The organism is Amycolatopsis sp. lyj-108, from assembly GCF_046549005.1.
In the GTDB taxonomy this organism is placed as follows: domain Bacteria; phylum Actinomycetota; class Actinomycetes; order Mycobacteriales; family Pseudonocardiaceae; genus Amycolatopsis.
The window spans coordinates 15,017-29,186 of record NZ_JAJPWQ010000012.1 but is presented as its reverse complement, the minus strand read 5'-3'; the positions used below and the strand labels follow the sequence as shown (position 1 = coordinate 29,186).

General features: G+C 69.0%; 11 protein-coding genes. 2 read left to right on the top strand and 9 right to left on the bottom strand.

Going from position 1 to position 14,170, the window contains the following annotated elements; all coding sequences use genetic code 11:
• Positions 1-28: 28 nt before the first annotated feature.
• On the top strand, positions 29-1,093 hold the full coding sequence (locus tag ACLJO0_RS34150) for a DUF6348 family protein (protein WP_410583165.1): 1,065 nt from the start codon (positions 29-31) through the stop codon (positions 1,091-1,093).
• A gap of 91 nt (positions 1,094-1,184) precedes the next feature.
• Here the strand turns inward: ACLJO0_RS34150 and ACLJO0_RS34145 are convergent, their stop codons facing one another.
• From ACLJO0_RS34145 to ACLJO0_RS34130, 4 genes are all read right to left on the bottom strand, one after another.
• Positions 1,185-1,658 carry a hypothetical protein gene (locus ACLJO0_RS34145; protein WP_410583163.1) on the bottom strand — a complete coding sequence of 158 codons (474 nt, stop codon included), beginning with the start codon at positions 1,656-1,658 and terminating at the stop codon, positions 1,185-1,187.
• Between the two features lie 86 nt (positions 1,659-1,744).
• Positions 1,745-2,488 (bottom strand): DJ-1/PfpI family protein, encoded by a 744-nt coding sequence (locus ACLJO0_RS34140; RefSeq protein ID WP_410583161.1) that lies wholly within the window; start codon positions 2,486-2,488, stop codon positions 1,745-1,747.
• Positions 2,489-2,507: 19 nt separating this feature from the next.
• Positions 2,508-3,485, bottom strand: coding sequence for a GlxA family transcriptional regulator (locus tag ACLJO0_RS34135; RefSeq protein WP_410583160.1), 978 nt, complete (start codon positions 3,483-3,485; stop codon positions 2,508-2,510).
• 21 nt (positions 3,486-3,506) lie between these two features.
• Complete coding sequence (locus tag ACLJO0_RS34130) at positions 3,507-4,121, bottom strand: helix-turn-helix domain-containing protein (RefSeq protein WP_410583522.1); 615 nt, start codon at positions 4,119-4,121, stop codon at positions 3,507-3,509.
• 152 nt (positions 4,122-4,273) lie between these two features.
• On the opposite strand from ACLJO0_RS34130, the gene ACLJO0_RS34125 reads away from it, so the two are divergent.
• Entirely contained in the window at positions 4,274-5,155 is an 882-nt protein-coding gene (locus ACLJO0_RS34125; RefSeq protein WP_410583158.1) for an FG-GAP-like repeat-containing protein, read from the top strand.
• Between the two features lie 186 nt (positions 5,156-5,341).
• Here ACLJO0_RS34125 and ACLJO0_RS34120 read toward each other — a convergent pair whose 3' ends face one another.
• From ACLJO0_RS34120 to ACLJO0_RS34100, 5 genes are all read right to left on the bottom strand, one after another.
• The gene (locus tag ACLJO0_RS34120) at positions 5,342-5,761 is read right to left on the bottom strand and encodes a hypothetical protein (RefSeq protein WP_410583156.1); all 420 of its coding nucleotides are present in this window, start codon (positions 5,759-5,761) and stop codon (positions 5,342-5,344) included.
• Positions 5,762-6,294: 533 nt separating this feature from the next.
• Positions 6,295-11,064, bottom strand: coding sequence for a CHAT domain-containing protein (locus tag ACLJO0_RS34115; protein ID WP_410583155.1), 4,770 nt, complete (start codon positions 11,062-11,064; stop codon positions 6,295-6,297).
• Positions 11,061-12,137, bottom strand: coding sequence for a hypothetical protein (locus ACLJO0_RS34110; protein ID WP_410583153.1), 1,077 nt, complete (start codon positions 12,135-12,137; stop codon positions 11,061-11,063). Before ACLJO0_RS34110 ends, ACLJO0_RS34115 begins: the two co-directional genes overlap by 4 nt.
• A 1-nt stretch (position 12,138) precedes the next feature.
• Positions 12,139-13,197 (bottom strand): trypsin-like peptidase domain-containing protein, encoded by a 1,059-nt coding sequence (locus ACLJO0_RS34105; RefSeq protein ID WP_410583151.1) that lies wholly within the window; start codon positions 13,195-13,197, stop codon positions 12,139-12,141.
• Between the two features lie 89 nt (positions 13,198-13,286).
• The gene (locus ACLJO0_RS34100; RefSeq protein WP_410583521.1) at positions 13,287-14,120 is read right to left on the bottom strand and encodes an SAM-dependent methyltransferase; all 834 of its coding nucleotides are present in this window, start codon (positions 14,118-14,120) and stop codon (positions 13,287-13,289) included.
• Between the last annotated feature and the right edge of the window lie 50 nt (positions 14,121-14,170).

The following is a 14,170-nucleotide window of genomic DNA, read 5'->3' as shown; positions in this document are numbered from 1 at the left end:
GCTTTGGCGGCACGCATAGACTTCCGTGGTGATCGCATCATGGGGGCCGGACGCCGCGCTCGAGGTCGGGATCGCCGCGTTCTGCGTGGGCGAGGAACCGCCGAGTGACGACCAGGTGTGGGAAAGGCTGACTGGCGCGGGAGTCGAACCGTGGCTGGCCGAACGGCTGCTGATCTTCCTCCCGATGGCGTACACGCGGCGCTTGCTGCCGGATGTCTCGTACCCGGACGCGGTGGTGGGGCCCGGCGGGCGAGTGGTGCTGTCCGAGGAGCCCGTCTTCGTGGCGGCGTCGGAACGCGCCAGGCAGGCGGATCGCGGAGAATTCGAGCGGATCGCGGTGCGCAGCAGCGCGTTCGCGGTGATCAACCAGGCGTTGAACGACGGCTCGCAGATGTCGGACCTCCAGCTGAGCGAGCCCACCCTCGGCGCCGATCTGGAACCGGTGGTCGACGGTGACGGTGGTGTGCCTTCGCCGCAGCTGGTTTTCGAGGGTTTCTTGCGCGAGCACGGCATCTCACTCGACGAGGACACGAAAGTCGACACGAAGCTCATCGTGCATCCGGCCCCGGCGGGCATGGTGATGGCCCAAGTGGATTTCGCCGTCGCGCATCCCGCGCTGGCCAAACCGTGGCTGGTGGAGAGCTTCGCCGGGTTCGGAGCCACGTGGCGCGAGGCGATCGGCCGCGCGGTGCACATGTTCAGCCAAGGGGCCCTGCACCCGATCGTCGACGGTCTGTTTTCTCCAGGCGCCGCGCCGGATCAGGTCACGCGTGAACGATACGAACATCCGGATGGCGTGTTCGAGCTGGTGCTGGGTGCTCAGATCACCCTGTTCACTGACGCGACGTTGTCCGCCGAGCCGGTCTTGGACCGGTTGCTGGAGGCGTTGCGCGCGGAGAAGCTCGAGCGGAAAGTGCACGGGCTCCGGCTGTTCGTCGCGCATCACGACGGCGGGCTGCTGAACAATGAGGTCCTCTTGGACAGCGAGCCGTGGCCCGCCGGCGAGGTGGTGGTGGCGGAAAGCCCGGCACCGTTGCCCGAGGGACGAGTGGCGCTGCGGGTGTTCGGACTGCTCGTGCCTGTCGACGCTTAAGTCGCGCGGGCGAAGGCGTCCTTCGTCGCATCGCACGCGGTGAAGGGAGCCTTCACCTCACCGCTGGCCCCGCGAGCGTACGGGCATCGCTCTAGTTCGGCGGCTGCTGAGCAGGCGGGTTGGGCTGCGGGTAGCCAGGCTGGGCGTTGTCGGGCTGCGGGTGCGGGAAGCCCGGCTGTGCGGCCATCGGATAGTTGACCGGCCCTGGGTACGGCGCGACGCCGGGTTGCCGTGTCGGACGGCCGCTCTTGACGACCGCGATCGCGACCAGGAACCAGGAGAGCAGCGCGATGGCGTCGAGCGGGACGCTGACGCCCATGAAGATCAAGCGGACTTCGTCGCCGGTGAGCTGCTCGGACGCGACCCAGGACGACACGTTCAACACCACGAACTGCCAGATGATGCTTGCCGTCGTGGCGACGAGCATGACGACGAAAGCGGCCACCATCAGGCCGGAGACTCCCCTGGAGCGTCCCTTGATCGAGAAGATCAGGCCGAGGAGTCCCACCACGAGCAGCAATACCCGCGGAATGGCCTCGATGATCGTGTACATGAGGTCTGACATGCCTTGCCTTCCACCGCTCTCCGCCAGGGATCGAGACGCCCGGTCTGTGCCGTGGCGATCCTATGCGGTGACGGCGTTCCCGCGTGCTACTCCTGCGAATCGGCGACCAGTTTCAGCGCGAGCGCTTTGAGTTCCGGACTCGCCTTCGCCGCGTTGCCGGAGTCGAAGGGCGGTTGCGGGTCGTATTCGACGGCGAGCTGGATGCCGCGGGCGGTTTCCTCGCCTGCCAGCAGGGAAGCGACATGGAACGCGAGGTCGATGCCGGCGGAAACGCCCGCGGCGGTGATGATCTTGCCGACCTGAACGTACCGCTCGGGCACGTAGCGCACGCCGAAGGTCTTCTCCAGATAGTCCGCCGAGGCCCAGTACGTGGTGGCCCGCTCGCGGAGCAACCCGGCCGCGCCGAGGATCAGTGACCCGGTGCACACCGACGTCGTCCACGTCGTGTGCCGGTGGATGCGGCGGATCCAGTCGAGCAGCACCTGGTTCTCCATGGCGGCGATCGTGCCGCGGTTGCCGGCGCCCGGCACCAGCAGCACGTCCAGCCGGTTCACCTCGGCCACCGAACGTTCCGCCAGCACCGCGACATCGCGGGTGTCCGTGCGCACCGGGCCGCGGTGCTCGGCGATCATCGTCACCGTCGCCCCGGGAAGCCGGGACAGCACCTCGGCCGGGCCGGTCGGATCGAGCAGGCTGAAACCGTCGTAGAGCAGCATGCCGATCCGCGGGCCTTTGGTCTCCGCTTGAGCCGTGCCGGTGGTGAGGCCGAACGCCGCGGCCGCCGCGACGCCGGTCAGTACTGTTCTGCGCGTTGTTTTCGCACTGGTCATGCCGCGGATTCTGGAGCGCTCAAGTCCCGATCGGGCGCGGCATGTCCGTCATCCTGCGAAGTGTGTCCCCGGTGAGCCCGTAGTGGTGGCGGAACGCGGTGCGCAGGGTTTCCGCCGAGGCGAACCCGCACCGCCGCGCGACCGCGGACAGTGGCAACGCGGTGGACCGCACCAGGTGGGCGGCGGCTTCGGTCCGGGCCGCTCGCACCGTGCGGGCCGGGGTCTTGCCGAGATGCGTGCCGAACAAGCGGTTGAGGTGCCGGGTGGTGACGCCTGCCCGCGCGGCCAGCGCCGATGGGCTGAGGTCTTCGTCGAGATGCGCGGCGATGTACCCCAACAGATCTCGCACGACCCGGTTGCCGGGCGGCGGAGCGGCCAGGAACGTGCTGATCTGCGCCTGGTCGGCCGGGCGGTGCAGATACGTCACCAGCTCACGCGCGACCTCGCGGGCCAGCGTCGGCCCGTGGTCGTCCTCGATCAGCGCGAGCGTGAGATCCAGCGCGCTGATCACCCCCGCCGAGGTGAAGACGTTGCCGTCACGGATGTAGAGCGGGGCCGGATCCACCGTCACCGCGGGAAAAGCCGCGGCGAGCTGCTCGCCGTAGCCCCAATGCGTGGTGACCCGCCGATCGTCGAGCAAGCCGGCGGCCGCCAGCACGAACGTGCCCGTGCACACCGAGGCGACCCGCCTGCTTCGTTCGGCCAGCCGCCGCACCTGCGTCAGCAGGCGCTCGTCCGCCGCGGCCGTCCCCGTTCCCGCGCCGCCGACCACGAGCATCGTGTCGATTCGCCCGGACACCTCGGCCAGCCGCCGGGCACCGGCGAGCATGATCCCCGACGAACTCCGTGTCGTCCGCCCGTCGACCGTGGCCAGTTCGACGGCATAGGGCGGTGCGGCGCCGTGCGAGGTCGCGATCTCCAGCGCCCCGCTGGGACAGGCCACATCGAGGATCTGCGCGTCGTCGAACGCGACGATCACCACCCTGCGCGGCTTCATTCCTGATCCCACAGGGAGAAACTACGCGTGCGTCTCAACTCGGTTCACCAGCGCCGCGCCGATGGTGCGGGCGGCGCGGGCGACGGTGTCCGGCACGCCGGGCGACGGTGTCGGCGCGGTCACGGCCGCGACCGAACCGACCGTTTCGCCGGTCGGCACCATGATGGGCGCTTCGACGGCGACGAGGTCGTGTTCGGCCTGCCAAAGGGGGCAGAAGTGGCCGGTGCGTTGCGGCACCGTCGAACCCGGCCGGAGCAGAATGCCGTCTTCCGGCCGGATGAGGCTGGCGGCGGCGATGAGGATACGGCCGTCACAGGGCACGGCGAGTACCGAACTCGCCCGAGTGACAGCGGCCAATCTCCGGAGTTCGCCGCGGGCGAGTTCCAGCAGTCGCGGATAAGGCTGCCACGATTGGCCGAGCCGGAATGCCTGCGCGCCGACGCGATAGCGGTTTTCGCTGCGCTGGACAACCTCCAGCTCGGTCAATTGCTCGAGTAATCGGTGTGCGGTCGCTTTCGGTATCGAGCAGGAATTCGCCAGCTGGGTTAATCCTGCTTCACCTTGATGTCGTACCAAGGCGTCCAATAGGGTGAAAGCGCCTTCGAGAACGCTTCTCGGTCTTCTCCCGGTTTCCATTGAAATCCCCTCGCGCGGTCCACTGGACGGAATCCTTGCTGACAAGGGCAGGCCGTCGGTGTCAGGCTGCAACTCCTCCCGGTGCGTATCTTCGGTCAAAAACCACGAACTGGGAAGAGCGTGTCCATCGAACGGAAAAGGGGTTGCGGGAAATGCGAAGATCCATTCGGGTGGGGACGGCGTTGGCCGGTTTGCTCGCTGGGCTGATCGTGATACCACCGGCCGCGGGTGCGGAGGAGGACGGCGTCGGTATCACCGCCTCGCCTTCGTCTCAGAAGACGGCCGCGGATTTCGACGGTGACGGGTTCGCCGACAAAGCGGTGTGGCGCCCCGGAAACGGCATTTGGTACGTGATCCGCAGCAGCAACGGAAGTGTGGTGACGCAACAGTGGGGCGTTTCGGGTGACGTTCCGGTCGCCGCGGACTACGACGGCGACCATCGGGCCGACTTCGCCGTGTGGCGGCCGAGCAACGGTACTTGGTACGTCATCCAGAGCAGCACCGGCGCGGTGGTGACCCAGCAGTGGGGCGTGGCCGGTGACGTTCCGCTGACCGGCGATTTCAACGGTGACGGGCGTTCCGATTTCACCGTGTGGCGGCCGAGCAACGGTGTCTGGTACGTGCTGAACATCGCCACGGTGCAATGGGGTGTGGCCGGTGACGTCCCGGTGCCCGGCGATTTCAACGCGGACGGACGGGCCGACTTCACCGTCTGGCGCCCCAGTGACGGGGTCTGGTACGTACGGGGAATCGCGACGCAGCAATGGGGTGTCGCGGGTGACATCCCGGTGGCCGGTGATTTCAACACCGACGGGCGTGCCGATTTCGCCGTGTGGCGGCCGAGCAACGGTGTCTGGTACGTGCTCGGTATCGCGACGCAGCAATGGGGCGTCGCCGGCGATGTGCCCCTGGCAGGCAATTTCGGTGGCGACCCACGGTCGGACTTCGTGGTGTGGCGTCCCTCGAACGGGACTTGGTACGGCCTCGGCCTGTTCACCACGCAGTGGGGGACACCGGGTGATGTCCCGGTGTGAGCCGCGTTCCTGCCGCCAACCGGGTGAAGGAACGGCGGATCCGGCCGTGTGACGTAAGAACGCCGTAGCTCGGACGTATCCCCGACGGTGAGGGTGGCCGGCCTGGCCGTCCGCCCGAGCCGGGGATGCCGTGCCGCTGGTAGCAACAGCGGCACGGCATGGTCCCTTCCTCCTCAGGTGATCCGGTTACGCGTGCTGAGCCTGGGCCGCGTGGCGTTTGCTCAGCCACACCCACGCCGACAGGCCGAGCGCCGAGAGCGCCGCTGCCCGCAGTACCACGGACCCGGCGAGCAGCACGCCGCACAGGACGGCGCCGAGCACGACGAGCAGGATGACGGCCTGCCACGTGTGCTTCCACTCGCCAGAGGTGACGCGGTTCGCCATGTCCCACCAGCCGCGGGCGGAAGACCGGCACGGCGGCTGGAACACCAGCGCGGGTTCGGCGGGCTGAAGCGCCGGGATGGCCGTGGCGTCCAGCAACTCGTCGAGACTCACGTACTCCGCCGCCGCGGCGGGCGGCACCACGTTACTTCCGGGATCGGAAATGACCGGATCGAGCGATGGTTTCTCTGGCGGTTCACCGGTATCGAACGGTACGGTCTCCATGTTCTCGTGTCTCCTTGCTCTTGATCTGGGTCGGGCTTCACGACGAACACTCACGCGGCTCCCTGTGCCAGCAGGGGGCCGCGTCCATTTCTGGCTTGAGTGCGGGAAGGCGACGCACACACTGGTCGCACGACGTTGCCTCCCCGACCGCCGTTGAAAGCCAGCTTGCAGAAACGCACGCGAGAAGGCGAGTCGCACGAGTAGGTAATCGGCGACCGGTCTCTCAACGAGGGTGAGCGGTCGAGGGGTAATAATCGCTCCGGCGCGGAGCGTGAATTCGCGTCTCGCCATTTCCCATAATGCACCCGAAAGTGTGACTCGATCTCACTTTCGGTGCGGCATGCCGCTTTCTACTTCGCAGTAAAGCACAGTGGGGTGAGTTCTCCTGGGTGAGAAATGGCGCATGCTCGAATATTCGCGAGCCGGTACGGTCGAGGCCGTCCGTGCGGCCGCACGGACGTCGCCTGTCCGGCGCGTGCTGGTGACCATTGAGCGCAGACATGATCGATTTCGGTATCTGACGATCCGAAGGCTCAGCGCGACGGCACTCGATGGCCGCTGCCGAGGCAGATGAAGGGGCGGCGCAGCGGATCCCGGCCGACCACCTCGGCCAGCGCCTCGGCCATGGACCGGCCACGCCGGAGCGCCGCGTGCAGTTCGACGGACACCGCCGCGGCCGCCTGATCACCCACTCGGCTGACCGCTCCGATGATCGTCGCCGAACCGGACGCGAGCAGCGCACCGGCGAACCCGAGCGCTTCGTCGCCCGGCCGGAGGTGGGCGAGGGCGAGTTCGCTGGCGGCGAGCACGACCTGGCGGGGCGGGCGGCGCAGATTCGCGAACTCGTGGGCGTACAAGGGACCGTCGGCGAGTTCGATGCGGGAGAACAGCGCGTTGCCGGGTTCGTGCGCACCATGCGCGGCCACGTGCGCGAGTTCGGCGCCGTCGAGGGCGTCGAGGACCTGCGAGACGGTCGCGTCCCGGCCGGTCAGCGTCCATGCCCCCGGATGGATGGCGCGGAGGCCGTCGACCTCGCCGACGGCCGACGGAAGACCCGGTCCTGAGACCAGCACGACCGCTCCGGCGCCCGGCCGCGGGGCGACGTCTTCCGCGGCCAGCCACGCCGTCGCCGAGGGTGCGACCGTGACGGCGGTGCCCCGCAGCGAAGGGAGCGCACCCCAGTGCACCGCGTGCAGGTTGCCGGTCGGCACGATGATCAGCGGCCGCTCGCCGGTCACGCGGATGATCGGCGACAGCAGTTCCCGGTCGAGCCGCTCCGCCGAATGTGAAGCCGATTTGGCGACGACGTCGGCGAGGGGGCGGGGGAGCCCGTCCGGGGCCAGCGCGTCGAGATCGGCGTGCAGCCTGATGGCCCGTTCGTCCACTTCAGACGCGGAGCCCAGCTGGACGAGGTGTGCGGCACCGTCGGCGACGACCACGGCGGACCAGGTCTCGCCGGAGCGGGCGAAACTGACCAGCGCGCGGCTTCCCAGCTGCGCGGAGATAGTCGCGAGATCGGCCGTCGGCCGCGGGCTTCCCCACGGGCTCGAATGCCACGCGAGGCGCGTGATGTCCTGCTGCAACTCGGAAAGCCGCGCCGCCAGCCGCGTGGCGGGCCGTCCTTCCCGGCGGGCGGAGTGCAACGACCACGCCACCGACCGCATCTCGTCCACCCGGTCACGCATGACCGGGTCCCGGGGCTTCGTCAGCGGGCGATAGCGGTACACCTGTGCCTTGGTCTGCTCCAGGACACGGAGCAGGGTTTGCGGATTTCCCTGCCGCAGGGCCAGTTCGACGGCGAGTTCGCCCAGTTCCCTGCCGTGCGCCGCGGCACCGGACACCACGTCGATCCCGCCTTGGCGATCCCTGGTGGCGTTGAGTTCCGTCAGTCCGCGCCGCGCTTGGGTCAGGGCTCGACCGTGGCCTGAGGCGGCCGCGAGTTCGGTACGCGCCAGATGCCAGAGCACCCATTGCTCGATCAGGGCGTTCTTGCCAGGGCGGCGCACCTGACGCAGCAGGGACAAAGCGACGTCCAGCTGTCCTTTGTAGACCGCCAGGCGGACGCCGAGCAGTTTCGCCGTCGCGGCTTCGCCGGAGAGACCGAACTCGGTCAGGCGGTCGGCGAGCGCGGTGGCCCTGGCCACCGACGCGGATCTGGCGGGTGTCCCGGCCAGTGCCAGTGCCGTGTCCACCCGCAGCCGTGTCAGCTTGGCGATCTCCACCCAGTCGTCGTCGTGCCGCCGGGCGAAGCGTCGTTGCGCCGAAGCGGCGAGCTTGCGTGCTTCCTCCGGATCGTCCTGGAGGAGCTTCGCGGCGGCGGCGACGAGTTCCGCCTGTGCCAGTTCGTGCCCCGAACTCTGCCTGCGCAACGCGGGCAGAGCCTCGTCCAGCACGGTGTCGGCCTCGGCGGACAACCCCACGTCGAGCAGCGCCTTGGCCTGATCCAGTTGCGCAGCCGGAAGCAGGTCCGGCGCCTCGACGGCATACAGGCGGAGGCAGAGCTCGTAGTGCCGCAACGCGGTCGCGAAGTCGCCGGTATGCCTGGCGAGCGTGCCCAAGCTCCGGTGGGCGTGTGCGCGCAGCAGGCCCTGATCCTGTTCGCGCGCCAGTCGCAGGCTGCCGGACAGATCCCGCTCCGCGTCCTGCACATTGTCGAGCGCCAGATGCGCGAGGCCCCGATCGAGCAGCAGCGGCGCGATCCGCCCGCCTTGGCCGATCGCGCGGTCGTAGTGCGGCAACGCTTCCGCCGCCCGGCCCGACCGGTGGAACCGCCTCGCGAGTTCCCCTTCGGCGCCGTCACCGAAAGGAAGCGTGCCGTGCGGTGAGACGGAGTCGCCGTGGTCCTGATAATCGCGGTACAGCGCGGATTCCGCGTCCGACTGGTACGACTCGGCGATATCCCGCGCCGTCGGGTCGTCCTGATCGAGGGCGAGCTCCGATTCCGTGCCGGCGAGGCCGATCCGGCGCAACGCGGCGTTGAGCAGCCGGGGCGACCGTTCCCCCAGTTCGGCCGCGAGGTCTCGCAGCAGGCCGGGGATCACGGTGATCTCCTTGATCGACAGCCGATCGGCGACCGTGACGGCCTCCGTGCCCAGGTCGTCCGCCAGGCTTTCGCCCAGCGGCAGGCCGTACCGTCGCAACCGGAGCAAGCACACGAGAAGACTCAGCCGGCAGATCAGATGCGGACCGGTCGGCGGCAGGCGGCGGGTTTGGCCGAGTGTTTCGAGCAGGTAGGGCTTCGCCCGCGCGGCCTGTCCGAGCCGCTCGTCCATCCTGGCCATGTGCAGGGTGAAGAGGACGAAGTCCTGCATCGCGCCGGTGCGGGCCAGGCGTTTGCGTTCGACGACGGCGACGGACAGGGCCTCCTCGTACCGGCCGAGCTGCTCCAGCGCCTGCACTCGCAGCCCGCTCAGGACGGGGGACTCGTCGTCTGTCCGGCCGACGTGCTCGTCCAGCTCCCACAGCGCGTCTTCGCCGTTGCCCGCGCTGACGAGTTCCGCGGCCCGGCGGGTCACCAGCCGTCTGCCGACCTCGGTGTCGGCCTGGCGAAGGTCCTCGTCGGAGACGGACAGCGTCGGGGACTTCGCGGCAAGGTACGCCTTGGACGCGGAAGGGAGATCGTCGAGCGTCGGCAGCAGATGGGCCAGCGCTCGGCCGTCCCAGCGCGTGTCCAGGGTTTCCCGCCGCTGGCCGAGCATCAGGCGGTGGTAGATCTCCTCGGCGCGGGCGGCCACCCCGCCCTCTCCACTGTAGAACTTCACGGCCGCCCGGTGGATCCGGTTCGCCACAACGGATTCATCCGCGGCGAGGCGGTGCAGCATGGTCTGTCGCACGTCGGCGCGGTGGACCACCGCGCGCCCGTCCGGCGTGCGGGTCACCAGCATCGCCTCGCGCGCCAACCCGTCGAACAGGGCGGACGCCCGTTCGGCGTCGGGCACGTCCACACCGCACGGCTTGGCGAGGACGTCTCGGATCAGCTCGGGTGTCACCCGGCGCAAGGTCAGTCCCGGATGGGCGAGGCGCCGGACGTCCGGGTCCTGGATGTGCCCGAGCAGGCGCCGGTACAGCTCGCCCTCGATCGTCCCCCGGTGTACGGCGATGTCCCGCAGCGCCTCGTCGTCCGAGGCGTTGCGCAGCACCCCGGCGGCCAGGTGCAGCGCGAGCGGGCTGGTGCCGACCTGGTCGACGATCCGCCGCGCGTCCGGCGGCGGATGCGCGGGCAGGAGCTTGAGCAGCAGGTCGACGGCTTCGTCGTGGTCGAGCCCGTCCAGGCGGATCTCGTCGAAGTCCAGCTCGGGCGCGGGCGACCGGCCCGCGAGCACGATCGACGGCCGCTCCAGCCGGCGCGAGAGCCCGCCGAGGAAGTCCGAGAACCGGCGCTGGATGGGCCGGTCACGCCGTTGGACCTCCTCGAAGGTGTCGAAGACGACCAGCAGGCGCTCACCGCCGAGGGCACCGGCCAGCCGCTCGATCAGGTCCTCGTAAGGGAGCCTGCCGCTGCTGCCGGCGCTCGGGGACTCGACGACGCGTTTGCCCGAGCGCAGCCGCTCATGGCACCGGGTGGCCAGGCTCGCGACGGCGTCGTGCCCGGCCGGGTCCGTGAGCTGCACGGTCACCTGCCGCGCGATCGCCGCGACCAGGCTCACCGGTTCCGCCGGATCGACCGCGCTGTGGTCGAAGTTCAGGTACGCGACCAAAGCGCGCCGCCGATCGGCGAGGTTCAGCAGATGACGGACGGCCACCGCGGATTTGCCGATCCCGCCGAGACCGTGGACGAGCATCGGCGTGCCACCGTCGCGGAACCGGGTTTCCAGTGCGCGCAACACCTCCGCGCGGCCGACGAAATGGTCGCCCGCGAGCACCCGGAACGGTTCCAGCAGTTCGCCGACGCCGAGTTCCCTCGCCAGTTCGTCCCCGGTCGGCACGTGCTCGGCCGCCCCGCCGAGCCAGCGTGCCAGCCAGGCCACCGCGCGGAGCCGGGGGAGGCTGAGCGAATCCAGGTCGACCGGCATCCCCGCGCCGACGTACTGGTCGATCGCCCATTGCCGGTCGTCGGACGGCCGGCGCGGGATCCTCTCCCAGGTGTCGCGCAGCGCGGCGAAGCCGACCTGCAGGACGAGTGACCGGCGCACGGAGTCGTTGAGCCGCCAATGCCGGTGGCCGTCGCCGGTGCGGACCCTTGTCGAATCCGGGAACAGCGTCGGCCCGGCCTTCTCGGCGAGTTCAGCGCCCACACCCAGCCACGGCAGTTCGTAATGCGACAGCAGGGTGGCGCGCAGCCGTAATTCGTGCGGAGAGGTCATGGCGCACCCGCCGGGGTGAAATGCAGGTGCGCGGCCCGGCACGCGGCGCTTCCGAGCACGCGGAGGTCGTCGAGGTCCGCCTCGCCGAGCACCTGGTCGACCAGTGCCTCGAGTTCTTCGTCCGAGATCGGTTTGCCCACGTGGTCCGCGAGCCCCCGGAAGAAACCCTGGAGATGCGAAGTGGTGACGCCGGTCAGCTTCTCGTGCCGGAGCACTTCCAGCACGGCGGGGGAGAAGTCACCGGGATGACCGGTGACGATGAGCCTGGCGCCGGGGAGCTGGCCGGCCTCCACCTCCTTCGCCAGCTGGGCGACGACCATGTGCACCCCCGACGACACCTGCGGCCGGTCGAGGCCGTCGATGAAGATCCACCGCATTTTCTTCGGTAGGGCGGCGAAACGGCCGACGAAGACGTCGACGAGCTCCCGGACCGTGCGGGCTTGTTCGGTGTGCTGGTCGACGGGAAAATCGGTGGGCAGACCGAGTCTGGCGGCCAGAGCGGTCATGAAGCCGGTCGCGTCGACGTGGTCGTAGAAGTCGTCCTCGACGTTGACGAGCCTGAATTCGCAGGCGAGCGCGGGATCACCGGCCATATGCTGGATGAGGTGGCGGCTGTAGGACTTCCCGCTGCCGGGTTCGCCCGTGATGCTGAGGACGGGGAACTGTTTCCTGGCCAGGTCCACCAGATGCGCGCGCAGGTCGCGCCGGTCGAGCAGGGCGCGCTGGCAGCCGGGCCCCAGCAGCAGCGACAAATGCCGTTCCCGTGGGGAATACCAGCTGCCGTCGGTGTTGTGCGCGGCGAGCACGGCGTCCAGATCCGGCCCGACGGCCGGGCAGCGGGCCTTGACCAGCTCGATCAGGTGGGCCAGCCGTCCCGCGTCGGCGGCGTCCCGGGTGATCGTCGGCCACAGCTGCGCGGCCGGCTGGCCCCAATCGACCTCAAACGGCGCCAAGCCGGCGCCGCGGTAGATGTCGATCAGTTCGTCACGCAGGTAGAACGCCTTGTTGAGGGTGTCGTGCAACAGGCGTGCGGTGCCGTCGCCCCAGTCGGGGAAGTGGATCCAACGGACCATGTCACTCCCGGCCAGCAGCGACGCCGAGTTCGGTGAGACGCTCCACCACGCGGCCGATGGCCCGTCCCTGATTGCGATAGGCGACGCCGTCGTCGGCCGTCGATCGCACCCATTGGTGGTGCAGCGCGACGACACGCCAATACCTGTCGAACACCGGCGAGCCCGACGAGCCCGCTTCGGTGTCGGTCCAGTACTGCACCACGTCGTCATCGGCGTAACGCACGAGGTTGTGGTGCATGGCGATCTTCTTCGGCAGGCCGCGCGGATGCTGGATGATGTAGACGCGGTCGTCCGCTTCGACGGTGGCGGCCCGGTGGAGCGGCACGATCGGCACGTCGTCCGGCATCGGCTCGGCGGTGGTGACGACGGCGAAGTCGTGCGCCCGGTCGCCGTCGATCGACGCGGTATCGCACCGGATCACGACCGGTGTCCGCGGCGTGCCGGCGCTGTCCAGCTCGTAGTGGAATTCGGCCTGGACGGCCTTCGCCCGCCTGCCGCCATGCCGCCAGTCGTGGAGGACGTGGTGGTTCGTCAGCAGGGTGCGCGGGCCGATCCGGAAGGCCGTGCCGTGACACCCCGCCTTCTCGAACGACACCGTCATCCGGCAGACCGACTTCGCCCTGTCCAGGCCCTGTTCCAGGAAGGACACGTCGAACAACGTCTCCTCGTCGTCGAAGATCTGCCGCTCGAGGCCGCCGAAGTTGGTCCAGCGCCCGTCCTCGGGCGTCAACGCGGGAGCCTGGTCCTCGGGGATCCGCGCGGTGAGGACCGGCGCCGTCTTCGACAACTCGTCGATGCGGGCGGCCAAGGCAGGCCATTTGTCACCGACGTCGGTCAGCAATTGTTTCACCCGAACGTGTGCCGCGGCCTCGTTGAGAACGTCGAACCAGAGGCGTTCGGCTGGCTGATTCCAGGAGATCCGGGCCGGGGGCACCCCCGCGCCGACCGCGACGAGTTCGATGTCCCGGTCCCGGTAGATCGCCGTGCTCAACGCATTCCGCAGTTCCTGGAGGCGCTGATCGGTCCAATCGAGAGGGAAGGAATCCGGAATCGGTGCCATCCGTGGTTCCGTCCCTTTCGGTTCAGGTCGCGACGCCTCGTCTCCCGGGTGGAGTTCCCATCACCATAGCGAGTCGGGGACCGGTCGCTTCAGGGCTTCCGGCCGACACCGCCGAGGATGAGCGAGCCGTTCGGGGTCGCGAACGTGATCTCCGGTTCGGTCGGGCTCGCGTCTTCGGGATGCCACTGCGTGGTCCAGGTCAATCCTGGCGGGAGAAGGTCGAAGTCACCGAACAATTCCCGGATCTCGCCGTGGTTGCGCCAGATCACCGGACTGCTGCCGCTGTCGTACAGTTCCTTGAGCTTCACCAGCGGCTTTTCGTATTCCGGCGGCACACCTTCGTCGGTGATATGGGAGATCGCCAGATAGGAACCGCTCGGTACGAGTTCCCGATAGCGTTCGACGGAGGCGGGGCCGACGTCGCCGGTGTCGCCACTGCGCGGGGACGCCGGCTGCTGGACGTGCAGGACCGCGATGAGCAGGACGGCCACGGGTTCGTCGAGGTCGAGGATCTTCTGCTCGGCGACCTTGGCCCACAGCCGGTCGGGCGCGCGCAGGTCGGCGTGGACGGCGGCGTGGCGCCGGGGATCGCCGTGTTCTTCCAGCAGGGCTTGGGAATGGGTCACCGCGACGGGTTCGTAGTCGACGTACACCACGCGTGCCTTTCCCGGCGCCACGTCGTCGGCGACCTGGTGGGCGTGCTGCATGGTGGGCAGTCCGGCGCCGATGTCGATGAACTGGGTGACCCCCAGACGCAGGAGATGGCGGATGACCCGGTGCAGGAAAACGCGGTTGGCCTTGGCGATCGGCCGCAACATCGGGAATTCGCCGAGCACCCGGTCGCCGAATTTCCGGTCGATGGCCCAGGAGGCGGTGCCTTCGAGGTAGTAGTCGTAAACCCGCGCGACGCTGGGTTTGCGCATGTCGACCCCCGGTGGCGGATACGCCTCTTCGGCCACGGCCGCTCCCTTCC

Excerpts from the sequence above, each read along its gene's own strand:
- ACLJO0_RS34105 (WP_410583151.1), bottom strand. The coding sequence starts at position 13,197 with ATGGCACCGATTCCGGATTCCTTCCCTCTCGATTGGACCGATCAGCGC.
- ACLJO0_RS34145 (WP_410583163.1), bottom strand. The coding sequence starts at position 1,658 with ATGTCAGACCTCATGTACACGATCATCGAGGCCATTCCGCGGGTATTG.
- ACLJO0_RS34120 (WP_410583156.1), bottom strand. The coding sequence starts at position 5,761 with ATGGAGACCGTACCGTTCGATACCGGTGAACCGCCAGAGAAACCATCG.
- ACLJO0_RS34110 (WP_410583153.1), bottom strand. The coding sequence starts at position 12,137 with ATGGTCCGTTGGATCCACTTCCCCGACTGGGGCGACGGCACCGCACGC.
- ACLJO0_RS34130 (WP_410583522.1), bottom strand. The coding sequence starts at position 4,121 with ATGGAAACCGGGAGAAGACCGAGAAGCGTTCTCGAAGGCGCTTTCACC.
- ACLJO0_RS34140 (WP_410583161.1), bottom strand. The coding sequence starts at position 2,488 with ATGACCAGTGCGAAAACAACGCGCAGAACAGTACTGACCGGCGTCGCG.
- ACLJO0_RS34100 (WP_410583521.1), bottom strand. The coding sequence starts at position 14,120 with ATGCGCAAACCCAGCGTCGCGCGGGTTTACGACTACTACCTCGAAGGC.
- ACLJO0_RS34115 (WP_410583155.1), bottom strand. The coding sequence starts at position 11,064 with ATGACCTCTCCGCACGAATTACGGCTGCGCGCCACCCTGCTGTCGCAT.
- ACLJO0_RS34125 (WP_410583158.1), top strand. The coding sequence starts at position 4,274 with ATGCGAAGATCCATTCGGGTGGGGACGGCGTTGGCCGGTTTGCTCGCT.
- ACLJO0_RS34135 (WP_410583160.1), bottom strand. The coding sequence starts at position 3,485 with ATGAAGCCGCGCAGGGTGGTGATCGTCGCGTTCGACGACGCGCAGATC.